Below are 23,405 nucleotides of genomic sequence, written 5' to 3' on the forward strand. Positions count from 1 at the left end.
CTTGAGCGCGGCTACTTCGTGTGCGAAGTATCGTCGGCAAACACGTCGGGGATACCGTCGTAGTTCGCATCGACCTTCTCCCGCTCGGCGATCTTCGCGTAGCGGGCGTTTCGCGGCGTGAGGATGGCGGCGCCCACGATCGCGGCGAGCACCGAAGCGGTGAGCACGCCGACCTTCGCCCAATCATGCGCGGGGTTGGCAACGTCGAAGCTGAGCTCGGCCACGAGGAGTGACACGGTGAAGCCGATGCCGGCGAGGGCCGCGACACCCGTGAGGTCGATCCACCTAATGTCGGGGTCGAGGTTTGCGCCTCGGATTCGTGTCACGAGGAACGTCGTTCCCACGATGCCGAGCATCTTCCCTGCGACGAGACCGACGATGATGCCGAGCGCAACGCTTGAGGTCCACGCCTCGGCGAGCCCGCTGAGGCCGCCGACGGCGACGCCCGCGCTAAAGAATGCAAAGATCGGCACGGCGATGCCCGAGGAGAGCGGACGGAAGCGGTGCTCGAACGTTTCGGCAAGTGAGTAGCGCTCACCGTATTTCGAAAGGGGGTTCACGGGGATCATGAACGCGAGCGCAACGCCCGCAATGGTGGCGTGGATGCCGGAGTTGTAGAAGAGCGCCCACACGATGAGGCCGAGCGGAAGCAGCACGAACCACGCGGCGGTGTAGTGCTTTTTGAAGAGTGCCTCGGCCTTGTTGGCGACCAGCCAGTAGAGCGCGAGGGGGATGAGTGCAAAGGCAAGGTAGTGGAGCTTGAGGTCGCTCGAGTAGAACACGGCGATGATCGTGATGGCGATGAGGTCATCGACGATTGCGAGGGTCAGGAGGAAGGTGCGTAGCGCCGCGGGGAGCTTCGAGCCGACGATTGCGAGGACCGCGACGGCGAAGGCAATGTCGGTTGCGGCGGGAATCGCCCAGCCACCGAGTGTCTCGGGGCTCGCCGCGTTGATGGCCGAGTAGAGAAGGGCCGGTAGCGCGACGCCACCCGCAGCGGCCGCGACGGGCACGAACGCGCGGCGGGGATCACGCAGGTCTCCTTTCGTGAGCTCCATCTTGAGTTCGAGGCCCACGAGGAAGAAGAAGATCGCGAGGAGTCCGTCGGCCGCCCAGTGTGCGAGGGAGAGGTCGAGGTCCAGCCAGCTTGTCGAAAAACCGACGTGCATGTCGCGCAGGGCGAAGTAGGCGTCGGCGGCAGGGGAGTTGGCGAGGAGGAGCGCGAGGATGGTCGCTCCGACGAGGATGAGGCCACCGGTGGTCTCGGTTGTGAGAATTTTTTCGATGCGCGTCAGTTCGCGGTAGGTGCCGCGGGCGAGGATTGCGTCGGTGCGGCTTTTGCGGTTGCTCGTCATGGAGAGTCCTTTGGGGCTCGGCGGGCATTGTCAACGAGCGAAGCATCCGGGGCCTCGCCCGTGGCGACCAGACTTCCCGGCACACCAGCCACCCACACTACAGGCTGAGGTGCGAATGGGGCCCGGGTCGTGTGACCCGAGCCCCATTCGTGCGGGCGATATGCGAAGCCCTATGGCTGCGACGTGCGCGAGGTGTCGTCGGAGAACACGTCGGGAATGCCGTCCTGGTTCTCGTCTCGCGATTCGAGTTCGGCGATCTTCTTGTAGTGGTTGTTGCGGGGAATAAGAAGAATCGAGCCGACGATCGCCGCGAGGAGCGAAGCGGTCAGCACCCCGACCTTTGCGTCTTCCACGAGCGGGCTCGAGGGATCGAAGCTCAGCTCCGCAACGAGAAGCGACACGGTGAAGCCGATGCCGGCGATGGCGGACATACCGATGAGGTCGATCCATTTGATCTCGTCGTCCAGGTTCGCCTTTGTCAGCTTCGTGAGGAGGAAGGTCGTGCCCGTAATGCCGAGCATCTTGCCGCACACGAGGCCCACGATGACGCCGAGGGCGACGGTCGTGGTCCAGGCGTCGAGAAGACCGCTCAAGCCGCCCACGGCGACGCCCGCGCTGAAGAAGGCGAACACGGGAACGGCGACGCCAGTCGAGAACGGGCGAAGCCTGTGCTCGAGGGTTTCGGCGAGCGAATGCTGGCTGCCGTAGGCGCTGCGGGCATGGACGGGCACGCAGAACGCGAGTACCACGCCCGCGATGGTGGCGTGCACGCCCGAGTTGTAGAACAGGATCCACGTGATGATCGCGAGCGGGAAGAGGATCACCCAGGCCGCCGAATAGTGCTTCTTGAACAGCCATTCAGCTTTGTAGGCGACGAATGCGTAGATCGCGATGACGGGAATTGCCGCGAGGAGGTACACGAACTTCGTTTCCTCCGCGTAGAAGATCGCGATGATGAGGATGGCGATGAGGTCGTCGACAACGGCGAGGGTGAGGAGGAAGGTGCGCAGGGCGGCGGGAAGCTTCGAGCCGATCAGGGTGAGCACCGCAACGGCGAACGCAATGTCGGTCGCGGCGGGAATCGCCCATCCATGGTGGGAAGCTTCGGGACCACCGAGGTTCACGAGCGTGTAGATGATGGCGGGCACCGCGACGCCACCAGCCGCGGCGAGCATCGGCACGAGGGCAAGCTTCGGGTCGCGCAGGTCGCCACGCACGAACTCGTGCTTGAGCTCGAGGCCCACGAGGAAGAAGAACACGGCGAGGAGACCGTCGGCTGCCCAGTGTGCAACCGAGAGGTTGAGGTTCAGCCAACCGAGGTCGAAGCCGAAGTGGGTATCGCGGATGGTGAAGTAGAGGTCCGCGAGCGGGGAGTTCGCGCAGATGAGCGCGAGGATCGTCGCGATGACGAGAGCAATGCCGCCCGCCGATTCCTTCGTGAGGATTTCCTCGACGCGGCTGTATTCGCGGAAGGTTCCCTGGTCAAGGATTTTTCGTGGGGTGCCCGGCTTGGGCGCGGGCAGGTCGTTTTTCGACGCCGGCGTGCTGTTCACTGCGTGCCTTTCTGATTGGTCGAGTGTGGTGAAGTGGGGTCCTCGCGATGCTTGAGCTACGAGGCGCTCAGCTTCTCGAGGAGGGCGAGGAAGAACGCCTCGCATTTGTCGATTTGTTCGAGGTCAACGTATTCGTTGGCGCCGTGGGCTTGGGCGATGTCGCCGGGGCCGATCACGACGGCGCTCATGCCGGCGGCCTCGTAAATGCCGGACTCGGTGCCGTAGGTGACTTTCGTGGGGCTGATGGTCACGCCGAGCTCGCGCGCGAGCTGCACGGCCTCGCCCTCGGTTCCGCAGTCGAGCGGGTAGAGGAGCGTGCGGATCGTGAGGCTCGCGCCCACGTTTTTCGCTTGCTCGGGATCGGCCGGGTCGGCGGGAATTGCTTTTTTCATGTCCGCGTCGATTTCGGCGATCTTCGCCTGGATGCGGCGGGCGATCGCGATCGCGTCGTCGCTCGGGAGGGCGCGGTATTCGAAAAGAAGGTGGGCGTGCGCCCCGACCGTATTGATCGCGTTGCCGCCATCAAAGCGGTTCACACCGCCCGTGATGTGCGGGACGAGGAAAGCTGGGTCATTCGGGCCGTCGGCGATGCCTCGGTCGATGATCTCCTCGTGAAACCAGGTCGTGAACATCGCGGCGTAGCGGTTCGCGTTGAGGCCTCGGGGCAGGAGGCTCGAGTGGGCGGCGATGCCGCAAAAATCGGCCTCGAAGGAGTTCATGGACTTGTGGGCGGTGACGACGTCCATCATCGTGGGCTCGCCAACGTAGGCAATGCGCGGCGCAATATCGAGGGTTTCGAGTTGCTTGACGAGCTCACGCGCACCGTTGCAGCTCGTTTCCTCGTCCCACGTAGCGGCGAGGTAGACGGGTTCGGTCAGCTCGGCCGCGAGGAAACGGTCGGCGAGGGCCGTGAAGGTCGCGAGGTACCCCTTCATGTCGGCGGTGCCGCGGCCATAGAGTTTTCCGTCCCGCTCGGTGGGCTCGAAGGGCGCGCTGATCCAGTCCTGTCCCGTGACGGGCACGCAATCGGTGTGGCCCGCGATGAGGATGCCCCGGCGTTCGGTGTCGCGCGCGGGAGCGGCGTGTGCGTCGCCGTCGAGCCTGTCGACACCGCCGCGACCCGTTGCGTACTTCTCTCCGAGTACGTCCTTTGCCGCACGGTCTGTACTATCACCAGCGGTTTCCCCCGCCGCGGGGAACACGGCCACGAGGTTCGCATCGAGACCGTCCTCCTCGCGGAACACGTGGGTGGTGACGCCCTTACTCGCGAAGATCCGCTGCAGAAGCGTGATTGTCTCGAGGTTCCCCGTGTGGGAGGTGCTGTCGATACGCACGAGAGCTTCGAGGATTTCGCGGGGACTCGAAGGCAGGGCCGACTCGGGGTTCTCAGTTTGCGACATAATTCCACGTTACCCCCTTGACGGTTTCGTCGGGAGGAGCGGTAGTTTCTCTGTGAGAGAGCTGTCGAAGAACGCCCCGGTTTAAAAGGGCAGGAGCAGGGAGGCCCGCGGTGAGGGTTCTGATCGCGCCCGATTCCTTTAAAGAGTCGATGAGTGCGCGCGAGGCGGCTGAGGCGATTGCGCGAGGAGTGCGCGCAGTTGTTCCCGGGGCGGCATGCACGCTCGCTCCGGTGTCCGACGGTGGCGAGGGTTTCACTGCCTCCCTCGGGACAGCGCTCGGGGCCACCCTCCATTCCGTCACCGTTGCGGATGCCCTCGGCCGCCCCGTGAGCGCAGAGTACGGCCTCGCCCCAAACGCGCAGCCGTCCACAGCGGTCCTCGAGATGGCGAGCGCCGCGGGACTCATGCACCTTCAACCGGGGGAGCGCGACCCGATGAGGGCGAGCACGCGCGGCGTCGGCGAACTCATCTCCTCCGCGCTCGATCGGCTTGGCGAGGGCGGCCGGCTCATCATCGGCCTTGGCGGCTCCGCAACGAATGATGGCGGGGTGGGGATGCTCGGTGCGCTCGGCGCGCGGTTTCTTGATTCCGACGGCCGCCCGCTTCCCCCCGTACCCGCCTCTCTAGCCGGGTGCCTTGCCCGCATCGACGTGAGCGGCCTCGATCCTCGGCTCTTTGAGGTCAGCATCGAGGTCGCGTGCGACGTGACGAACCCGCTCCTTGGCACGAGTGGTGCAAGCGCGGTCTTCGGCCCGCAAAAGGGCGCGGATCCCGCCACGGTGGCGAAGCTCGAGGGTTTCCTCGGGGAACTCGTGGAGGCTGCGGAAGCGTCGGACCCTTCCCTTGGCGCCCGGGCTCATGCAACCGAGCCCGGTGCTGGCGCCGCGGGTGGGCTCGGCTGGGCCCTCGCGACGTTCCTCGATGCGCGATTCGAGCCGGGTTTCGATCTCGTCGCGCGTACGGTGAGCCTCGAAAGAACGATTGCGCACGCCGATCTTGTCCTCACCGGCGAGGGATCGATTGACGCGCAGACGCTTAACGGTAAGGCCCCCGCGGGTGTCGCCGCTCTCGCAAGGCGCCACGGCGTGCCGTGCGTGGCCTTCGCGGGACGCATTGGCGAGGGCGCCGAGGTGCTTTACGCTCATGGTGTGAGCGCTCTCGCGCCGATCGTGCAGGGAGTGACGACTCTCGAAGAGGCCCTCAATGACGGTCCGCGCAACCTCGAGCGTGCAGCGGCAACCTCGATGCGACTCATGGAGATCGGGAACATTGCAGTTCACAGCCATAGAGCGGAGTGAACCCGGGTGCGTCCTCGTGCGCGAAGAGGGGAAGCCTAGAGCGAATCCTGCCACGCCTTGTAGAGGGCGGCGAAGCGGCCTCCCTGCTCGATGAGCGCCCTGGGGGCGTCGTCTTCGACCACGACCCCATCGTGGAGCACGAGCACACGGTCCGCGATCATCACGGTCGAGAGGCGGTGAGCGATGATGATCGCCGTGCGGTTGCCGAGGAGCTTCGTGAGGCCCTCCTGCACGAGGCGTTCACTCGGCAAGTCGAGCGAACTCGTCGCTTCGTCGAGGATGAGCACGTTCGGGTTCGCGAGGAACGCACGCGCGAACGAAATGAGCTGACGCTGACCAGCGGAGACGCGCCCGCCGCGCTTGCTCACGTCGGTGTCGTAGCCGTAGGGGAGGGCCTCGATGAACTCGTGCGCGCCGATCGCTTTGGCCGCGCGCACGATCTCTTCGCGGCTTGCGCCGGGCCGCCCTAACTCGATGTTGTCGGCAACGGTGCCGCTGAACAGGTACGCCTCTTGGGTCACCATCACGACATTGCGCGTGAGTTCCTCGCTCGTGAGGTCGCGAAGATCGACACCGTCGAGCTCCACGGAGCCCTGCGTGACGTCGTAAAAACGCGAGACGAGCTTCGCGATGGTCGACTTGCCCGCACCCGTCTGCCCGACGAGTGCGACGGTCTGGCCTGCGGGAATCGTGAGATCGAGGGGCTTGAGCACGAGGGGGCCATCCTCGCTATAGCGAAACTCGGCATCCGTGAACTGAATTGCCCCGCGGCCGCTCGCAATAGATTTTGCGTGCGCGACGGTGGGCTCGGCAACCGTCGGAACCTCCCACAAAAGCGCGCTGATCTTCTCGAGTGCCGCCGTGGCCGACTGGAACGAGTTGTAGAAGTTCGCGATCTCATCGACGGGCTGGAAGAAGCGCCTCGCGTACAGCACGAGGGCGAGGAGCACGCCCACGCTCAAGTCGCCCGCGAGGACGCGGAAGCCGCCCACGACGAGGACCGCCGCGACCGTGACGTTCGCGAGGAGGCGCAGCGCGGGCTGGTAGATGCCGAACACGGAGATCGAGTTGAGGGTCGCGCGCCGATAGTTTTCGGCGAGCGCGCGGTATTCGCGCGAGTTCGATTCCTCCTTGCGGAAGGCCTTGACGGCGCGGATACCGTTCATCGCCTCGACGAACTGCACGATGAGGGCTGCCGAGTGGGTGCGCATGCCGCGATAGGCGATGCGCGAGCGCACCTGGAACCACACGGTGAGGGCGATGCACGGGATGAGCAGCACGAGCATGATGAGCCCGGTTGGCCAGTCCATCGCGACGATCGATGCGGCGGTGAGAACCATCGAGAGGCTCGAGCCGATGAGGATCGGCACGCCGAACTCGAGAAGCTCGCGCAGGGCCTCCATGTCGGACGTTTGGCGAGAGACGATGCGTCCGGAGGTGTACCGTTCGTGAAATTCGAGAGAAAGGCGCTGCGTGTGCCGGAAAACGCGGCGGCGCAGCTCGAGCAGGAGCCTTTGGCCGATCACCGAGGACTGGCGGGTGAAGGCAAACGTGAGGAGCGCGGCGAGAATTGCACACGCCGCGTGGAGCCCGGCCGCGCCGAGTGCGGGCAGCGCGTCGCCGTTGATGAGTGCGGGGAGTCCGTGGTCGATGCCCCACGCGAGGATCGCGGGCCCGGCCACGACTGCGGCCTGCGCGAGAACCACCATGACGGCGACAAGCACGATCGAACCCTTTTCGGGCGCGAGCAGCTCGCGCAGCAGCGCAAGCGAGCGCTTGCGCGAGGCACGGTTCTCTTCCTTCGTGAGCTCGTGATCTTCCTCTTCGACTGCCTGGCTCACTACGCACCTCCCTTCTCGTCAACCGCTTTGCGAATCTCGGCGACCTCGAGGCTTCCCGTTTCCGTCGCGACCCGCGTCAGGTTTCGGTTTCCTCGCGCCTCTTCTTCCTGGTTCGCGATCACGTAGCGGTAGCGTTCGCTCGAGGCCATGAGCTGCGTGTGTGTGCCGACGGCCGTGATGCGGCCGTCCTCGAGGAGTGCGACGCGGTCCGCGAGCGCGACGGTCGACGTGCGGTGTGCGACGATGAGTGTTGTCGTATTCGAGAGCACCTCTCGCAGCCGCTCTGTGACGCGCTCCTCGGTCTTCGTATCCAGGGCGGAGAGCGGGTCGTCGAGGAGGAGCACAGTGGGTTTCGCAGCGATTGCGCGGGCGAGGGCGAGGCGCTGGCGTTGCCCGCCCGAAAGGCTCATTCCCTCCTCGCCGATGTGGGTCTCGATGCCCTCGGGCAGGTCGTAGGCGTAGCGCGCGTCGGCTGTGTCGAGGGCGAGTTCGAGGGCCCGATCGAGCTCGGCGGTTCGCATGGACGTGCGCGTCACCGGGGGTACGGTGCCGTCGGAACCAAAGAGCCTGTCCGCAAACTCGACGGTTCCGACGGTTCTTTCGTATCCGGGTGCCCCAAGGAGCACGTTGTCGCGAACGGAATCGCTGAAAAGCGTGGCGTCCTCGAATGCGAAGGCCGTGATCCGGTGGAGGGTGTCGAGGGGGATGTCGCGCACATCGTGACCGTCGATCGTGATCGAGCCCGAGGTGACGTCGTAGAGGCGTGGCACGAGCTGGAGCAGGGTCGATTTGCCGGAGCCGGTGATTCCCACGAGCGCCATGGTCTCGCCCGGTTCGATTTCGAGGCTCGCCCCGTCGAGGAGGTCGGGCATGTGCGCGGGGGAGTCGGAGTAGCGGAAGTGGACGTCGTGGAGGGCGAGCCTGCCTGAGAACGTGTGCCCGGGATCGAGCGTCGGCGTCTCGGGATCGGCGATCGTGTTCGGGGCGTCCATGACTTCGAAGTAGCGGTCGAGCGCGGTGTTCGTATTGATGAGCATGCCGAACAGCTGGCCGAGCATGCGCACGGGGCCCGTGACGAGCACGGCCGTCACGAAGTAGGCGCTCAATTGGCCGAGGTTCATGTGGCCGTGTGCCGTGAGGTAGATCCCGAGCAGGAGGCTGATGGAGGTGGCAATCTCGGGAAGGCCGTACATGAGCATGTCGAAGCGCGCGATCGCGGTGGCTTTTTTGACCTCGGTTCCGCGAAGCTCATCGGCCTGGAGGGTGAACTGTTCGAGAGCCGTGGGGCCACGGCCGAAGGCTTTGAGTACGCGGATGCCCTGCACGGATTGTTCGATTGTGGTGGCGAGGTCGCCGTTTTGATCCTGCGAGAGGCGAGAGAGGGTGGAGAACTGCCGGTTGAACCGGAACGAGAAAATCCCGATCGGGATCGCCGCTGCAATAAAGACGAGTGCGAGGATCCAGCTCGCGCGGATGAGTAGTGCGATGCCCACGATGGTTGTGACGGCTGTGGTCACGCCCATGATGACGCCGAACGCGATCCAGCGACGGATGAGGTTCGTATCGCTCATCGCGCGCGAGAGCAGCTGCCCTGAACTCCATTGGTCGTGGAAGGTGACGGGCATGTGTTGGATTTTGTCGTACAGATCGGTGCGCATGTCGCGTTCGATGCCGGTTGCGGGAACGAGCGCAAATACGCGGCGGAGGAACAGGAGGAGCGCCTCGAAAATGCCGAGCACGAGCACGGTTGCGCCCGCGGTCCACACAGCTGCAGCGGTGCCACCCTGGACGAGGTCGGAATTCACGAGGCGCTCGAGCACCTGAGGAATCATGAGCCCGAGTACCGCGCTGCCGATCGCGCACACGAGACCGAGCATGAGACGGACGCGTATGGGCCGAACGATTCGCCACAGCCGGATCATCGGATGCGGGTGCGAGGTCGCGGAGTTTTTGTGCATGGCCTGCACGATTTTACCGGCGGCTCCCGTTTTATGTGGGCTGTTTCACTAGGTGGGAGCGGTCTGTTTCTCGAGCTGGGCGATGCGCTGATACGAAAGGCCGAGTGCCTCCGCGGTGTCGCGTTGGCTCATGCCGCTTGCGCGCAAGGTGCGGACGGCAGCGCGTGAGAGGCGGGCCGCCTCGGCGGAAGTCTTTCGAGACTCTTCCTCAAGGTCGCGGGCTTTTTGCCATGTCGAGCTCACGTCGCGCGGAAGCTGGATCGAGAGATCGACGGTCACCTTTGATTCGTCGACATCGAGGTAAAGGCCGATGGCCTCGGCTGCGACGGCGCGGGCATCCTTGAGGTTGCGTGTTTGAGTCGCGATATCGAGGGCCGGAATCTCGACAACCCACCATCGACCTTCGCGGCGAGCAAGGACGTGAAATGGCGAAGCCACCATGAGTGCTACCTCCACTCTTTCGGTGCTTGGGAGCCGAGCGTTCGTGCGATGCTTCGAATGACGCCCGGCGAAATTTCTGGATGAGCTGGAAGGATGATCGGGGAAGGGTTCAAGGGGTGCTTCCACTTCTCGTGCGAGCCACGCGTACTGTCATGTCTCCACCCTCGTGCCCGAAGCACCTTGGCAGCGTCGCGGTACTTTATTGGCTTGACCATAGGGTAAATCTAGAGCCCCTTGATGTTCAAGACTAGCGCCCCTAGTCAAATGTGGATGGGTGTGAGTGTGGAGCGGCGACTACGCTGGAGCCATGATTCACTCACGCATGGATTTCCACTCGCCCGCCCTCGGCATGGGCACGAGCGCCGTTGTGCTCTACCCGCAGCAGACCGACGGCCAGATCGGCATGGCGGGAGGGATCGATCTCGACGACAACGGCGAGCCGCACGTTCGGGTGCTGTACCTTCTCCATGGTCTCAGTGACGACTGCACAGGTTGGACGCGCCGCACGAGCATCGAGCGCTACGCCTCCGCGAAGGGGATCTGTGTGGTCATGCCCGAGGTGCGCCGTTCGTTCTATGCCGACGAAGTGCTCGGCGAAAAATACTGGACGTACGTGAGCGAGGAGCTTCCCGCCCTCATCAACCAGACCTTCCGCGTCTCAACGGCTCGCGAGGACACGTTCGTTGCCGGCCTCTCAATGGGAGGCTTCGGCGCGATGAAACTCGCGCTCAACCAGCCCGAACGCTTCGCTGCGGCAGGCTCATTCTCGGGCGCGCTCGCGGTCGCCCAGCGCGACTACACCGAGTTCGGGCATGCGATGCCCGCGCGCATTTGGGGGCAGGGCCTCACGCCCGAGGCGGGCAGCGTGTACGAGCCTTTCTTCGAGGGCGTCGAGCAGGGGAAGTTCCCCGCCATCGACGACGTGAATGCGCTCGCGCGCGCTGCCGAGCCGGGATCGCTCCCGCGGCTCTGGATCGGGTGCGGGACGGAGGATTTCCTGCTCGAAGAGACGCGCACATTCGTGCGCACGCTCGAGGAGCGCGGCCACGCTCACGAGGTGACGTACACGCCCGGCGCCCACGAATGGGCGGTGTGGGACGAGTACGTGCGCCGCTTCCTCGACTGGATCTAGCGCGAGGGCTCGTCGCCGGATTCGCTAGTGCCCGCGGCGGGTGTGCTCTCAAGGGCGTCGAACACTTGGCCCGAGGTCGCACCCTCAAGGATCGTCTCGCCCACGATAGCGATGGGCAGCGCCGCGAAACCACCGTGTTGCTGCGCAAACGCCCAGGCCTCGGTGTCCTGGTGGAAGTTCACCCAGGTCGTGCGGGGGTCGGTTGGCTGGAGGCCGATCTGGATCTGCGCACTGTGCCGGCTGACCGGTGACCACACGATGATCGCGTGATCCGGGGCGCGGCGTTGCAGCGCCTCGAGCCACGGCGTGTGTTGGCCTTTGCGAACGGGGGAGACCCACCACGCGAAGAAGAGCGTCGGCACGAGGATGATCGTCATCGTGATCCACCACCCGTAGTACGCACAGATCGCCGCGGCAATGGCCCCCACGAGCAGAAACATGAATGTGCGGGCCCACAAGCGGATCGCGGATGGGCCGTGCGGGCGATTGCGAGTGGTCATTGTTCGGCTCCTTCCCGCGCACTGGCCTCGATGTCGGCGAGCGCCTCGAGTTCACTGAGGTCGCCCGTATCAAGGTGGACGTGGGCGTGGGTGAGCGTGCAGCCGTGGGCGTTCGCGTTGTGTCGAAGGGTGTTGACGAACGCGGCGATTGCCGGAATCTTGAGGGCGCCGGGTCGGTTCACGATGCCGATCACGCGATTGTCGAGTTCGGTGACTTCTTTGATCACGACTGTGTCGTTGGGGTAGGCCTCAAGCGCGATTTCGGGGAGGAGCGCAATGACGCCCGTGCCGTGCCCCACGAGGCGCTGGGCAACCGTCGAATCGTCCGTGCAGTACCGGATGTTTGGCGTGAAGCCCGCGACCTGCGCGTGGTGGCGGAGGTTTGCGCTGCAGCGATCGCATCCTGCAACCCACGCCTCGTTCTTGAGGTCCCTCATCGAGATGTCGTCGCGCGAAGCGAGGGGGTGATCTCGCGGAAGAATGAGGCGCACGGGATCGGCGAGAATGGGCGTCCACTCGAGTGAGTCGTTTTCGTCAGCCGGGGTTTGCGCGTAGCGGAAGATCATTGCCACGTCGAAGTTATTGCCGCGCACCCCTTCGAGCGCCTCGGGCGGCTCGCATTCGGTGAAGCCGAGCTCGATGCCGGGGTAGTCCTTATCCATGCGGGCGAGGGTTGGCGGTAGCAGCATGGCGGCGGCCGAGGGGAAGGCTGCGCAGCGCACGAGCCCCTTCTTCAGGGCGGCGAGGTCGTTCATTTCCGTTTCCGCCGCTTCGAGATTCTGGGTGATGGCGGCGGCGTGCACTGCGAGACGTGCCCCTGCCTCGGTGGGGGTCACGCCACCCGAACCGCGCACGACGAGCTGCATGCCCGTGTCCTTTTCGAGGGCCGCGATGTGCTGTGAGACCGCGGGTTGAGTCCAGCCGAGCTCACGCGCCGCAGCACCAATTGAGCCTTTGGTGACCACCCTGTTGAAGATCACGAGTCTGCGAGGATCCATGCCTGCAAGTCTACAGGCGCCCAAAGGGTTCCTTATGGGGTGGGGGATATGTTTAGGATTGATTCTCGTAACACCTTGGCGGCGGAAGGCAGAGGATGCGGCGAATCAACGGCCATCGCCAGCGCTACGCGTGGGGCTCGCCCACTGTTCTGCCACAGTTCCTTCGAACGGCAACCGACGGCGAGCCGTGGGCCGAACTGTGGTTCGGTGCCCACCCGCTCGCTCCCGCCACCGTGGCCCCGAGCGATCTCGCGCTCAACGAAGCGGTCAGCGCCGACCCCGAAGGGATGCTTGGCGATTCCGTCGCGCGTGCGTTTGACGGTGCACTGCCGTACCTGATGAAACTCATCGCGCCCGCGGAGCCTCTCTCACTCCAGGTTCACCCCACGCGAGAGCATGCGCGCGAATGCTTCGCGGCGGAGAACGCCGCGGGTCTCCCGCTGGATTCTCCCGAGCGCAACTACCGCGATGCGAACCACAAGCCAGAAATGGTCCTCGCCCTCGAACCCTTCGAGGCACTGTGCGGATTCCGCACCCCGCGCAAGGCCGCCTCGATCCTCGAGGGGCTCGAGGCGCCGCTCGCGAAACGCATGCTCGCCCTCCTGGTTTCGCAGCCGAGCGCGCACGGAATGCGCGCGGCTTTTCGCATGCTCGTCGCCCCTGCCATGCGTCCGGAGCCGGCCGACATCACGGTGCTTGCCAACGAATGCGCGGCGCGCCTCGAGTCGCACCGCTCGCCCTCCCCTCGCATCGACCGAGCCGTGGCGCTGCTCAACGAGAAATACCCCGGCGATCCCGGCGTTGCCGCAACGCTCCTGCTCAACCCCGTGTCACTCAAACCGGGCGAAGCGATGTTTGTTCCCGCGGGTGCTCTGCATTCGTATTTGAGCGGTTTCGCGGTCGAAATCATGGCCTCAAGCGATAACGTGTTGCGCGCCGGCATCACCCCCAAGAAAGTCGACGCCGACGAGCTCCTCCAGTGCGTGTCCGTGACCGCCGCCCCGCCGATCCGCATCGCGCCCGAGCGCCTGAGCGACGCCACGAGCGCCTACTTCGCGCCGATCGACGACTTCGAGCTCTCGACGTTCACGAGCGAGACGGGCGGGACGAACGCGGACGCGGTGGCGCGCACGCTCGTGGGCACTGGCCCGCGCATCGTGTTGTGCATCGAGGGGCCGCTCACCCTCGAAACCTCGGCGGGAGTGGACACGCTTGAGCGGGGCGAGGCCGTCTTTATCGCCGCGAGCGAAGGACCCCTCACAGTGCGTGGGCACGGCAGGCTCGTGCAGGCAAGCGTCCCGTAGGGTGGTTCCGACGCTCGCCTACGCCTCGGCGTTCTCGTGTTCTTCGAGGTGCATCCACGCGTCGCTTCGGCCGCGCCACCAGAGTGTCGCGGCGCGCGAGGCCAGGAACACGAACGTGAAGATGGCCCACAGAAGTGCCAGTGCGAACGGGGAATCAGCGGGAAGCAGGCCGGCGTCGGACACCCACCAGAGCCCCAGGGCAAACGGGAGATACGCACCCATCGTGACGAGCCCGGCGAGTCCGAGGTAGCGGGCATCGCCCGCGCCCATGTAGACCCCGTCGAGCACGAATACGTAGCCCGCGAGCGGCTGCGCGATGAGCAGCACGATAAGCGCCCACGTGAGCGAGCGCTGCACCGCGGGATCGGGCGTAAACACCTGGGGGAGCACGAATGACGCGAGGAGAAGCACGGCGGCGACCGCGATCCCGCCGACGAAAGACCAGCGCACGAGCGTGCGCGTCACGGACTCGACGCTCTTGCGGTCGCCCGCCCCGAGGTGCTTGCCCGTGAGCGCTTGCGCCGCGATCGCGAGGGAGTCGAGGGCGAGCGCCGTAAGGGAGAAAACGGAATTCATGAGCTGATGCGCGGCGAGCGTGACCTCGCCGAGCTTGATCGCGATGGCCGTGGCCGTAAGGAGCACGATCCGCATCGTCACGGAGCGAATAAAAAGCCAGCGGCCCTCCCGCCACGCCGAGTTCACGCCCGAGAAGTTCGGGGCGAGGCTCACCGAGTGGCGTCGGGCCCCGCGCACGATAATCCCGATGTACCACGCCGCCATACCCCACTGGCAGATGAGCGTGCCGATCGCGGAGCCCGCGATGCCGAGGCTGAGGCCGAAAATGAGGGCCCAATTGATGGGAACGTTGAGCGCTGCCCCCACGGCCGCGATGATGAGCGTGATGCGCGTGTCCTGAAGGCCGCGCACGAGACCGAGGGCCGCCTGGATCATGAGCATCGCCGGAAGGCCTGCGGCGGAGATCTGCAAGTATGTCGATGCTTCGTGTGCAACCTCGGCGCGGGGGCCGAAGAAGCCGATCACGACATCCGCGCCGAAGCCCAGCACGAGCGCGCATGCGAGCCCAATGAGGGCGGCGAGCCACGTGGCATCGATGCCCTTCGTGAGAGCGCGGGTCATGTTCCCAGCGCCCACGGCCCGCGCGACCGCCGCGGTCGTCGAGTATGCGAGGAAAATTGCGAGGCCCACGACGGTTGTGAGGATCGTCGAGGCAATCGAGAGACCGGCGAGAGCAGCCGTGGACACGTGCCCCACGAATGCGGAATCCACGAGAATAAAGAGCGGCTCGGCAACGAGCGCGCCGAGGGCGGGAATCGCAAGTGCAAGGATTGCGCGCGCATCGGTTCGGGGCTGAGGCGAATCGGTGGGGGCAGAAGAACTCACGCGTCGATGCTACGGTGCGCATCCGCGTGCACTCGAGCGCCCGGCGCACCAAACGTGACGAGGAAGTCACAGCCTCGATTCGATGAGCGCTGCTTCGTGCGGTAAAGTAGATCCGGTTCAGGGGCTATAGCTCAGTTGGTAGAGCGTTTCGTTCGCAATGAAAAGGTCAGGGGTTCGATTCCCCTTAGCTCCACTGGAAAGGAAAGACCCCAGGCAGCGCCAGGCGTGTGGCGTGCCTGGGGTTTTCGCATGCGCTGTCATCCCCCGTGCCTCGACCGAGAGTATTCATTGGGTCACTTCCCAGCTATGCGCAGTTACTTTTTGTCGTGTGAGGCCCAAGCGAACTTCGGCCGTGCAGTCGTAGGAAGGATCGAACGAATGAGCACTTTTAGAGACCGCAAAGAGACTGCGCTTGTGGTGGTCGATGCCCAGACGGGTGTTCTTTCCTCCTGTCACGACCGGGACGCCGTTGTCGACCGAATCAACGACCTGGTGACTTCGGCGAGGGAGGCTGGGGCCCCTGTGGTCTGGGTGCAGCATTGCAGCGACGAATTTCCAGCGGGCAGCGACGTGTGGCAAGTGACCGCCGAGCTTCAACCCGAGCAAAGCGAGCCGCGAGTCCTCAAGCGCTACGGCGACTCATTCGAAGACACGACCCTCGAGGCTGAGCTTGCGAAACTCGACGCCGGCAAAATTATCGTGTGTGGTGCAATGACGGACGCCTGCATCCGTTGCACGATCCACGGGGGTCTCGCTCGTGGCTACGACGTCACCCTCGTCTCGGACGCGCACACGACCGAGGATATGCGACAGTGGGGTTCCCCTATCGGGCCAGAAGAGGCCATTGCTTATCTCAACATGGCGTGGTCGCACACGTCCGCCCCTGGTCGTGATGTCGAGGTGATCGCCGCTGCAGCGATCGATTTCGCCTGCCCTGCGACATAATTGGCGGCCAGCCGCCACTCAATTACCGCGAGATAGGGGCAATCCTCAATGTTCGTGGTTCGCTCCCTTGATTCGACCGATAGTGACGAGATTCTTCGCGTGCTCCAGGACGACGGCGGCTACGCGATGCGCGTCAACGGCGAGCAAGCCGATTCCCGTACTGTGGCCTCGCTCCTGAACGACAAACCGCCCGAGGTGGGCGCTGATGATCACCACGTTATGGGCCTGTGGGTCGACGATGAACTCGCGGGAGTCGCCTCATTTGTCGTGGGGTGGCCGTCCCCGGAAATCACGTATCTCGGCCTTCTTCAGCTGCGTACAAGCCATCAAGGTCGTGGGCTCGCCCGTGCCTTTCACCAAGCACTTCGCGCCGAGTTTCCCGGGCGGTTGCGCCTCACGGTCGTCGACACCAATGCCGAGGTCCTCCCGTTCTGGGAGCGCCTCGGGTACGCGCGCACGGGGGAAACGAAAGAGTGGATCAGTGATTCGGGCCTTCGCCACGAAGCTATTGTCATGGAACTTCCGGCTTAGCGTAAGAGCCTCGTTCCGCTCCGCTCGCTGCCCACATCGTGAACATTTCGCACGATTTTCGTCTCAGTCCCCATGAGTCCCGAGGCTTCTTCAACCGGAAGCGCCACAATAGCTCCATGGATAGTCACAAGACTTCGCACGAACCTGCCCTGAACCGCCTTGTCACCACCCGCCGCGCCGCGATTTTTGCTGGTGGCGCAACCGCCGCGGCACTTCTTGCCGCATGCGGAAACTCGGGGAGCAAGGAAGGTGGGAAAGCGTCGGATTCCGGCGGTTCCGACGCCACCCCCGCCTTGCCTGAGCCCACTCAGAGCGCTGCGGTCAGCGTGCCGTTCGACGAATCGAAGCCCTACCTCGAGTTCAATCCCGATTCCAAGGGGCCGGCCGTCGAGTTGCTCGTTGATTACCGCTGCCCTCACTGCAAGCTCTTTGCCGAGGCGCAGGATAAGGACATTCGCGAGCTCGTCGAGAAGGGCTACATCAACTATCGTGTGTACCCGCGCCCGATGCTCGATAAGCTCACGGGCCTTACGTTCTCGAACGATACGGCGAGCGCTGTTGTCGCGTCGTGGGCTGAGGATCCGAAGCTGTTCTGGGACATGAACGAAGCAATGTTCGCGCTCCAGCCCGAATCGCCGGAGGACCCCACGCCCGATACGGCCGAGGTTGCCGAAGCCGCGGTGAAGGCCGGCGCGAGTGAAGAGGTCAAGAACGCCGTCCTCGACGAGAAGTATCGCGACTACGTCGCCACCGTTGAAGAGGTCGGCCAGGAACGCCAGGTGGGTACCCCGACGGTGTACATCGATGGTGAGGAGTGGATGGGCGACGGTGAAAAGCCAGGTACGCTCAAAGCCGACCTTGTGAAAGCGATCATCGCGAAGGCTAAGAAGTAAAATTTCGCGATTGATAGCCTGAGACCATGAAAAAGCGAGCCGAGCGCGAATGTGATGCCGGCTCGCTTTTCACGTGGCACGTGCCGTTTTTTGCGGTTGCCAATCGCCGAGCTTTCGCGCGCGAGCGGCGTGCACGCGTGGAGGCGTGGTGTGCGCGGCAACCGTCGGAATCGTTTGAGCGGCGAGCGGTCGAGATCGTGACTTCGGCTGTGCCGCCGTCGCCTGCGTTATGCAGGGCTGCGCTCGAAAAGCTCGAGGCTGAGCAAGGTCGTCACCAGGCTCTTCGAGCGCTTCTCTTGCAGAGGTTCGCGCTTTCTGTGCTTGATCCTGGGACGGCGCGTTCAGGGCGAAGGGCGCGCGTTTTTGGTCCGACGGATGCCTACGATGCCGCAGCAGAGGCGTTCGCGTGGTGTGAAGCCGCGCGAGGGGGCGGCGGCGTTGCCAGTATTCCCGATGTCGTGGTTGAGCTGGGGCTGACTCTCGTGCGCACGGCGCTTGTCGCGGGCGTGACTGACGCGGTTGAAGCGCCGCTTGCTGCTGTTGCGGAGAACGCCTCCCGCGTCCACGCTGTGCACGTCCGCTTTCACGCGTGGTCGTCGATCGCGATTGCCCGGCTCGCCCTGGGCGATCCCGAAGCAGCGCTCATCCCCGTCAACCGCGCGAAAATTCTTGCCGACCGCGCTCGGGACCTCGCCGGGCAGTGGCACGCCGAGCGGATCCGCGCGCAGACGCTGAGTATTGCGGGGCGCACATGGGCGGAGGCTGCCGCTCACGCTGAGGTCGCCTCACTCGCCGAGCGCGTTGCCGACGATCTCGACAGCACTCCTGATCTGCGCCGCGATGCGACGATTTCGGCACTTCAGGCACGCGCGCACCTGCTTGTGCACATGCGAGAAGAGGGCCGAGATCGAGCTGCAGCAGTCGAGATTGAGGCGATGCTGCGCCGCATTGCCCGGGCTCGGGCAGCGGGCGATGCCGATGAAACGGTGCTTGCCGAATTCGAGAGCCTCGCGCTCGCGGACTCGCGCTGAGACGCGCGTTAGGCCATCGTGTCGCGCAAAACCGCGACCACGCGGTCCGCTTCAGTGTCAGGGTTGACGAACACAAGCCGCAGCACCGTTTCGCCGCCGTGCTTGGTGGGGATGCACAGGATCACGCCGTCGCGGGCCATGCGCTGCGACCACTCGTGATACTGCTCGTCGGTCCAGCCGGGGCGGCGGAACACGAGAACGCTCAGCTCGGGTTCGATGACCATTTCGAGGTGGTCGATGTCGTCGATGCCGCGGCGCACCGCGCGCGAGGTCGAAAGGCACTTCTCGATCGCTTCGGAGTACTTCGCCGTGCCGTGCGTCAGCAGCGAATACCACAGCGGGAGGCCGCGGGTGCGACGCGAGAGGTGGGCTGCGAGGTCGCTCGGGTTAGCGTCGGACCTCACGATTGAATCCAAGTATTCGGCGTGCTGAGAATGCGCGCGGTAGGCGGGGCTCGGGTCCCGGTACACGAGGGCGCAGCAATCGTATGGGGCGAAGAGCCACTTGTGGGGGTCGACGATGAAGGAATCGGCCTGTTCGATGCCGTCGAAGCGCGGGCGCGCGCTCGGGGCAGCGAGGGCGGCGCCACCGTAAGCGCCGTCGATGTGAACCCACACGCCGCGCGCGTGAGCGACCTCGACCACGGAGCGGATGTCGTCAACGATGCCGGCGTTGGTCGTGCCGCCCGAGGCGACAACTGCGAACACGCCGGGGTTCTCGTCGAGGGCGCGTGCGAGATTCGGGCCGCTCAGGTGTCCGCGCTCATCAACGGGAACGGTCACGACTTCGACGTCGAGCAGGCGCGCTGCGCTGCGGATCGACGAGTGGGCGCTGCTCGCGCAGGCGACCTTGAAGCCCGTCGTGGGGCGACCATCGATAAACACGCCACTCGAGGCCCATTCTTCGCGGGCCTTCTCGCGTGCCGTGGCGAGCGCGGAAAGGTTGCCGCTTGTGCCTCCCGAGACGAAGGCGCCAGCGGATCCTTCTGGCCATCCGAGCAGATCCATGAGCCACCGCAGCACCTGGTTCTCGGCCCAGATAGCGCCGGCGCCAGCCTCCCACACGCCGCCGAAAACGTTAGCGGCGCTCACGACGTTGTCGAAGGCGACGGCCGCGCGCGTGGGTGCGCCGGGAATGTAGGCGAGGTTCATGGGGTCGTCGGCGGCGCGGGTTGCCGGGATGAGGATGTTCTCGTAGATCTCGAGGGCGCGGTCGGCGCCGATGCCCTCTTCCGTGATCATCTCGCCGGCGAGGGCCTTGACTGCGGCGTCGAGCTCAGCCGCGGGGCGCGCTGTGGCCTTGGGGTCGTGGGCGAGAGCGGTGTGCTCGCGTGCCCACTTTTGCGCGGCTTCGACGGCGTGCTGCTCGTCGCCCCACACGCTCGAGAGCATGCGGCTCGGGCGTTGGGTCGCGTAGGCGGTGGAGGCGGAACTGTTGGTGTTGGGGTCGGTGCCGGTGGCAGCCAGGTTTTCGTTCCGACGCTCGCCCGCGCCCTGTCGAAGGTCATTCTTCTGTTCGTTAGTGCTCACGCTCTCAATCCTAGGTGCGCGGGCCGGGACCCGTGGCAGAACTGAGGCGCCCCATCGCTCCAATGCAGGGGACGCCTCTCGCCCCCCGGACAATCTCCACGAATGGCTCTGGTGTCCTCTCGCTAATGGCGGCGTGCCGCTTTCGGCAGCGCGGCCGCTTCCTCAGACTCTTGCATCTGTCGAGACTCTCGCATCTGTCGCGAGCGTTCTTCCCGTGGTGTTCAGGTTGCCTAGCTGTCGTATGTGGGTGTGGTGCTGGTGTAGGTGCGGCCTGTTGGGGTGGTCCAGGTGGTGGTGTGGGGTGTGGTGTTGGTGGTTGTGGTGGTGACGGTGAGGGCTTCTTTGGCGAGGTTGCATCGGGTGCAGAGGCCTTGGGCGTTTTCGATGGTTGTGGGGCCGTTTTGGGCGTGGCGGTGGATGTGGTCGGTGGTGGTGATAGGGGCGTCGCAGTAGGGGCCGCGGCAGGTGCGGTCTCTGAGGCGAACGAGTTCGGCGAGGGCTTTGGGGAAGAGTCTGGAGCGGGAGTCCATGGCGAGGACTTCACCGGTCGTAGCGCTTGTGAAGATTCGTTTGTATTTGATGAGGGCGTCATTGTCGAGAAGTTCGTTGAGGTAGTCGTAGCCTGCTTTGGCGGTGATGGGGCCGGCCTCGGGAATGTAGGCGCTGGAGACGTCGGGGTTGACGGGGACGAGTAGCCCGATCTCGAACCTTCGGGCACGGCCTGGCCCCCGAACACCCAAAGCAGTGTCTTCGGTTTCTGTGCTTTCCGTGGATTCTTCTGTTCGTTCGGTTCTTGGTTCGGGTGGTGCTGCTGTTTCGTTGGCTTGCCTGCTTCGTTTCGTTCTTTCGTCTTCTGGTTCGTGTGGGTGGGGTAGTGGTGTCCAGGGGTCTGTGGTGACGCCGGGTGCGGTGGTGGCGGGTGCGAAGCAGGTTGTGGGGTGGTCGGGTCGTGTGTTGAGGAGGGTTTCGACGAGAGCGTCGATGGCGAGGTTGTGCTTTGTATGTGCTGGTGGTTGGTAGTGGCGCCGCCATGCCCCTGCACTGGCTACCACGCTCACCTCTGGTGAACCGTCACTGTTGTTCGTGATTGTGAGGCGGAGTTTTTCCTGTTCGAGCTTGGTGAGGAAGGCTTTGGCTTTGGTGCGGGCGGCTTCATCGGCTTCCTCTAACTCGAGTTCTTCGATCTTGGTGAGTTTCGCGTGCTGAGTGAGGATCCGTGGCTGTGGGGTAGGGGCGGGTTTGGTGAGGTGGCTCAGGGTGAAGTCGCCGTTTTCGAGGAGCGAGTGGAGTTTGGTGGTGGTTTGTTGGGCGTGGTCGTGTGCTTCTTTTTTGGCGGTGGTGACCTCGTGCTGGTGGAGGATGGCGTGGGCGCGGGCAGCGTGGTGGTTGAGCAGGTCGTGGATTCTTTTGGCGTCGAGGGTGCGCATGGTGAGGGTGAGGCTACTCATCCCGTTGCGCAGGGTTTTCAGGGTGAGGCGGCGTTTGGTGAATGCTTTCTTTTCCCGCTCCAGCGCAGTCGCCGGGTCGAGTGAGAGGAGTGCGTTTGTGGTGAAGTTTCGCCAGTGTGTTTTCCCGGCGTGTGGGGAACGCTCCAACTCTCGCGCGATTGGGTGGTCTAGTTGTTGGGCGTGGGTGCTTGTGGCATCACGCAGACTGGTCGTGATCGCGTGGGTTTCATTGATCGAGATCCGGCCCGCCTCCAGGTTCGCCAGGAGCATCGGCAGGTTCTTCGTGAGCATACGTGCGCGAGCAATCTCGACACTGGTCGCGTAGGGGGATTGTTTGAGGATCAACGACACCTCATGCGCGAGAGCACGACGCACAGCGAACACTCTTGCCCGGTCCTTGTCGCTAAGAGAATCCAAGCCAGTACACGGATCGAGGTTGGCAGTATCCTCCGGTTCCGTGGGTGAGTGTTCGCTCGGCTTGGTGCTTTCAGACTTCACTGCGTTGCTTGCAGTGATCTCTTTGCCGTTGAGGTGGCCGATGCCGTCGGTCTCATCAAGCTCGCAAAGAATATGCGCTTTGACCGCTTCAGTCAGTTCCGCGATCCGCGTGAGTGACTCCAACACATCCAGACGCGTCAGCAGATCCTGCCCGTCAAGCACACGCGCGGGAGTCGTCGCCGGGTTCGCCGAGTCAACATCATGAGACACCCCGGACGTGGGTGCGGTGGGGAAGGCTTCAAGCATGCCCGTCAGGGACGCCTGCCAGCCTTCCGAACGGGCAAGGAGAACGTTCAGTACGTCCGTGCGGGTGGGAGCACCGGGATCGGCGAGCTCGCGAGAGGCGAGCAAAACATCGGGCGAACATGGTGTAGGGGAAGCGAAATCAGCAGTAGCGTCACCGCGAGTAGCGCCATCCATGCTGATCGCATCAACGGCAGTGGCAGTGTGGTCGAGTGTTGGTGCACTCATAGCTCCTGAATTCCCCCTTCCCCTTAAACGGTGAACTCCATAAGGCCAGAGTTCGTGTTCGTTATTGATGCTTCGAGCCTATAAAGGGGGTGAGACATTTAAACTCGCCCGCCCCGAAAAGAACCCTGCTACCAGCCCAGAGAATGTGGAAAACCAGCAACCACAGAATTCCTGCATGTGGAAAACCCGAAATTCTTGTGGGTAAAAACGGATTGTGGAGCACTGATCGTCACGCAAAACCCCTCCCCAAGAAACACCGCACACCAAAACCGGGGATACGAGTGTGGATAAACCTAGCCCGAAAAACAGCAGAGTGAGGTGCACCACGGTAACTGTGAGGGGGAAGGAAGGGAGAAATGTGGTGGCGAAGGAGGAAGAGGCAAGGAGCGAAAAGGAGAGAGGCGCCGCGGTGAAAGCGGATGGGTCCGACGGTCGCCCAACAAGCGTCGGACCCGCATGAGCCAAGCGAGCCCTGCCCATGCCTCGAGATCTCCGGCCAAAATAGCCAAAAGCCTGTTGCGACCCGCGCGCTCCTGCGACACTTAAGGCATGGCTACCGTGACTCATTTTTCTGACCAGCAGCGCTTCATTGCCACGGAAGGTGGCGTGGAAGCGGGGTACCTCGAATACGACCGCGAGAATGATGGCGCCATTTTCGTCGCCACGCATGTCGTGACGGATCCGGAGTTTCGCGGGCGAGGCATCGCGGGCGAGGTGACAGCTGCAGCGTTTGAACATGCGCGTCGCCACGGCGTCAAGGTTCGCCCCGTGTGCCCCTACGTTCAGGGGTGGATCGAAAAGAACCCGGAAGTACGCGACCTCGTAGCGGAGTAGCGCTTCGCGGTAGGATTCTGGGGCATTCATGCCCCGCCTCGGGG

The 23,405-nt window shown here is 64.2% G+C and carries 20 protein-coding genes and 1 tRNA gene; 9 read left to right on the top strand and 12 right to left on the bottom strand.

The features are described from left to right. Positions 1-11: 11 nt before the first annotated feature. From nhaA (HMPREF3176_RS02225) to HMPREF3176_RS02235, 3 genes are all read right to left on the bottom strand, one after another. Positions 12-1,355, bottom strand: a complete 1,344-nt coding sequence (nhaA, locus tag HMPREF3176_RS02225) for a Na+/H+ antiporter NhaA (RefSeq protein ID WP_070457852.1) — start codon at positions 1,353-1,355, stop codon at positions 12-14. Positions 1,356-1,525: 170 nt separating this feature from the next. Continuing rightward, positions 1,526-2,908 (bottom strand): Na+/H+ antiporter NhaA, encoded by a 1,383-nt coding sequence (gene nhaA / locus HMPREF3176_RS02230; RefSeq protein WP_141742339.1) that lies wholly within the window; start codon positions 2,906-2,908, stop codon positions 1,526-1,528. Between the two features lie 56 nt (positions 2,909-2,964). Further along, positions 2,965-4,308 carry a M20/M25/M40 family metallo-hydrolase gene (locus tag HMPREF3176_RS02235; RefSeq protein WP_070457853.1) on the bottom strand — a complete coding sequence of 448 codons (1,344 nt, stop codon included), beginning with the start codon at positions 4,306-4,308 and terminating at the stop codon, positions 2,965-2,967. Positions 4,309-4,418: 110 nt separating this feature from the next. Between HMPREF3176_RS02235 and HMPREF3176_RS02240 the strand changes: the two genes are divergently transcribed. Further along, the gene (locus HMPREF3176_RS02240; protein ID WP_070457855.1) at positions 4,419-5,606 is read left to right on the top strand and encodes a glycerate kinase; all 1,188 of its coding nucleotides are present in this window, start codon (positions 4,419-4,421) and stop codon (positions 5,604-5,606) included. Between the two features lie 35 nt (positions 5,607-5,641). Here the strand turns inward: HMPREF3176_RS02240 and HMPREF3176_RS02245 are convergent, their stop codons facing one another. The 4 genes from HMPREF3176_RS02245 to HMPREF3176_RS10680 are packed head-to-tail and all read right to left on the bottom strand — an operon-like array spanning position 5,642 to position 10,061. Next, a complete protein-coding gene (locus tag HMPREF3176_RS02245; RefSeq protein WP_070457858.1) occupies positions 5,642-7,447 on the bottom strand; it encodes an ABC transporter ATP-binding protein in 1,806 nt (601 codons plus the stop codon). Next, positions 7,447-9,405 (bottom strand): ABC transporter ATP-binding protein, encoded by a 1,959-nt coding sequence (locus tag HMPREF3176_RS02250; protein ID WP_083286194.1) that lies wholly within the window; start codon positions 9,403-9,405, stop codon positions 7,447-7,449. The genes HMPREF3176_RS02245 and HMPREF3176_RS02250 overlap by 1 nt, the downstream gene beginning before the upstream one ends. Before the next feature lie 48 nt (positions 9,406-9,453). Continuing rightward, positions 9,454-9,846, bottom strand: a complete 393-nt coding sequence (locus HMPREF3176_RS02255; RefSeq protein WP_070435183.1) for a type II toxin-antitoxin system HicB family antitoxin — start codon at positions 9,844-9,846, stop codon at positions 9,454-9,456. A gap of 5 nt (positions 9,847-9,851) precedes the next feature. Next, the gene (locus HMPREF3176_RS10680) at positions 9,852-10,061 is read right to left on the bottom strand and encodes a type II toxin-antitoxin system HicA family toxin (RefSeq protein WP_081976409.1); all 210 of its coding nucleotides are present in this window, start codon (positions 10,059-10,061) and stop codon (positions 9,852-9,854) included. 92 nt (positions 10,062-10,153) lie between these two features. Between HMPREF3176_RS10680 and HMPREF3176_RS02260 the strand changes: the two genes are divergently transcribed. Beyond that, positions 10,154-10,978, top strand: coding sequence for an alpha/beta hydrolase (locus HMPREF3176_RS02260; protein ID WP_070457860.1), 825 nt, complete (start codon positions 10,154-10,156; stop codon positions 10,976-10,978). Here the strand turns inward: HMPREF3176_RS02260 and HMPREF3176_RS02265 are convergent. Together HMPREF3176_RS02265 and HMPREF3176_RS02270 are read right to left on the bottom strand one after the other, a co-directional pair. Next, a complete protein-coding gene (locus tag HMPREF3176_RS02265; RefSeq protein WP_070457861.1) occupies positions 10,975-11,478 on the bottom strand; it encodes a hypothetical protein in 504 nt (167 codons plus the stop codon). The genes HMPREF3176_RS02260 and HMPREF3176_RS02265 overlap by 4 nt on opposite strands. Beyond that, complete coding sequence (locus HMPREF3176_RS02270) at positions 11,475-12,476, bottom strand: LysR family transcriptional regulator (RefSeq protein WP_052126779.1); 1,002 nt, start codon at positions 12,474-12,476, stop codon at positions 11,475-11,477. Before HMPREF3176_RS02270 ends, HMPREF3176_RS02265 begins: the two co-directional genes overlap by 4 nt. 95 nt (positions 12,477-12,571) lie before the next feature. Between HMPREF3176_RS02270 and manA the strand changes: the two genes are divergently transcribed. Next, on the top strand, positions 12,572-13,780 hold the full coding sequence (manA, locus tag HMPREF3176_RS02275; RefSeq protein WP_070457865.1) for a mannose-6-phosphate isomerase, class I: 1,209 nt from the start codon (positions 12,572-12,574) through the stop codon (positions 13,778-13,780). Between the two features lie 18 nt (positions 13,781-13,798). Here manA and HMPREF3176_RS02280 read toward each other — a convergent pair whose 3' ends face one another. Then, complete coding sequence (locus HMPREF3176_RS02280) at positions 13,799-15,181, bottom strand: MATE family efflux transporter (RefSeq protein WP_070457866.1); 1,383 nt, start codon at positions 15,179-15,181, stop codon at positions 13,799-13,801. Between the two features lie 120 nt (positions 15,182-15,301). Here HMPREF3176_RS02280 and HMPREF3176_RS02285 point away from each other — a divergent pair. From HMPREF3176_RS02285 to HMPREF3176_RS02305, 5 genes are all read left to right on the top strand, one after another. Continuing rightward, positions 15,302-15,374 (top strand) — tRNA-Ala (locus HMPREF3176_RS02285). A gap of 185 nt (positions 15,375-15,559) precedes the next feature. After that, entirely contained in the window at positions 15,560-16,126 is a 567-nt protein-coding gene (locus HMPREF3176_RS02290; RefSeq protein ID WP_070457868.1) for an isochorismatase family protein, read from the top strand. 54 nt (positions 16,127-16,180) lie between these two features. Beyond that, positions 16,181-16,657, top strand: coding sequence for a GNAT family N-acetyltransferase (locus HMPREF3176_RS02295; protein ID WP_168161935.1), 477 nt, complete (start codon positions 16,181-16,183; stop codon positions 16,655-16,657). Between the two features lie 116 nt (positions 16,658-16,773). Further along, on the top strand, positions 16,774-17,550 hold the full coding sequence (locus HMPREF3176_RS02300; RefSeq protein WP_070457871.1) for a DsbA family protein: 777 nt from the start codon (positions 16,774-16,776) through the stop codon (positions 17,548-17,550). A 26-nt stretch (positions 17,551-17,576) separates the two neighbouring features. Further along, positions 17,577-18,581, top strand: a complete 1,005-nt coding sequence (locus HMPREF3176_RS02305) for a hypothetical protein (protein WP_070457873.1) — start codon at positions 17,577-17,579, stop codon at positions 18,579-18,581. A gap of 8 nt (positions 18,582-18,589) precedes the next feature. Here HMPREF3176_RS02305 and HMPREF3176_RS02310 read toward each other — a convergent pair whose 3' ends face one another. Both HMPREF3176_RS02310 and HMPREF3176_RS02315 read right to left on the bottom strand, forming a co-directional pair. Continuing rightward, the gene (locus tag HMPREF3176_RS02310; protein ID WP_083286196.1) at positions 18,590-20,110 is read right to left on the bottom strand and encodes a pyridoxal phosphate-dependent decarboxylase family protein; all 1,521 of its coding nucleotides are present in this window, start codon (positions 20,108-20,110) and stop codon (positions 18,590-18,592) included. A 230-nt stretch (positions 20,111-20,340) separates the two neighbouring features. Then, positions 20,341-22,527, bottom strand: coding sequence for an HNH endonuclease (locus HMPREF3176_RS02315; protein ID WP_070457874.1), 2,187 nt, complete (start codon positions 22,525-22,527; stop codon positions 20,341-20,343). 549 nt (positions 22,528-23,076) lie between these two features. On the opposite strand from HMPREF3176_RS02315, the gene HMPREF3176_RS02320 reads away from it, so the two are divergent. After that, positions 23,077-23,361 carry a GNAT family N-acetyltransferase gene (locus HMPREF3176_RS02320; protein ID WP_070457876.1) on the top strand — a complete coding sequence of 95 codons (285 nt, stop codon included), beginning with the start codon at positions 23,077-23,079 and terminating at the stop codon, positions 23,359-23,361. Positions 23,362-23,405 lie beyond the last annotated feature (44 nt).

Origin of the sequence: Dermabacter sp. HMSC08H10, from assembly GCF_001807585.1 — a bacterium.
In the GTDB taxonomy this organism is placed as follows: domain Bacteria; phylum Actinomycetota; class Actinomycetes; order Actinomycetales; family Dermabacteraceae; genus Dermabacter; species Dermabacter hominis.

Bases quoted from the DNA above. Each gene is read 5' to 3' on its own strand.
- manA (WP_070457865.1), top strand. From the start codon at position 12,572: ATGCGGCGAATCAACGGCCATCGCCAGCGCTACGCGTGGGGCTCGCCC.
- HMPREF3176_RS02270 (WP_052126779.1), bottom strand. From the start codon at position 12,476: ATGGATCCTCGCAGACTCGTGATCTTCAACAGGGTGGTCACCAAAGGC.
- HMPREF3176_RS02300 (WP_070457871.1), top strand. From the start codon at position 16,774: ATGGATAGTCACAAGACTTCGCACGAACCTGCCCTGAACCGCCTTGTC.
- HMPREF3176_RS02320 (WP_070457876.1), top strand. From the start codon at position 23,077: ATGGCTACCGTGACTCATTTTTCTGACCAGCAGCGCTTCATTGCCACG.
- HMPREF3176_RS02250 (WP_083286194.1), bottom strand. From the start codon at position 9,405: ATGCACAAAAACTCCGCGACCTCGCACCCGCATCCGATGATCCGGCTG.
- HMPREF3176_RS02235 (WP_070457853.1), bottom strand. From the start codon at position 4,308: ATGTCGCAAACTGAGAACCCCGAGTCGGCCCTGCCTTCGAGTCCCCGC.
- HMPREF3176_RS02265 (WP_070457861.1), bottom strand. From the start codon at position 11,478: ATGACCACTCGCAATCGCCCGCACGGCCCATCCGCGATCCGCTTGTGG.
- HMPREF3176_RS02305 (WP_070457873.1), top strand. From the start codon at position 17,577: ATGAAAAAGCGAGCCGAGCGCGAATGTGATGCCGGCTCGCTTTTCACG.
- HMPREF3176_RS02315 (WP_070457874.1), bottom strand. From the start codon at position 22,527: ATGAGTGCACCAACACTCGACCACACTGCCACTGCCGTTGATGCGATC.
- HMPREF3176_RS02260 (WP_070457860.1), top strand. From the start codon at position 10,154: ATGATTCACTCACGCATGGATTTCCACTCGCCCGCCCTCGGCATGGGC.
- nhaA (WP_070457852.1), bottom strand. From the start codon at position 1,355: ATGACGAGCAACCGCAAAAGCCGCACCGACGCAATCCTCGCCCGCGGC.
- HMPREF3176_RS02255 (WP_070435183.1), bottom strand. From the start codon at position 9,846: ATGGTGGCTTCGCCATTTCACGTCCTTGCTCGCCGCGAAGGTCGATGG.
- HMPREF3176_RS10680 (WP_081976409.1), bottom strand. From the start codon at position 10,061: ATGGTCAAGCCAATAAAGTACCGCGACGCTGCCAAGGTGCTTCGGGCA.
- HMPREF3176_RS02290 (WP_070457868.1), top strand. From the start codon at position 15,560: ATGAGCACTTTTAGAGACCGCAAAGAGACTGCGCTTGTGGTGGTCGAT.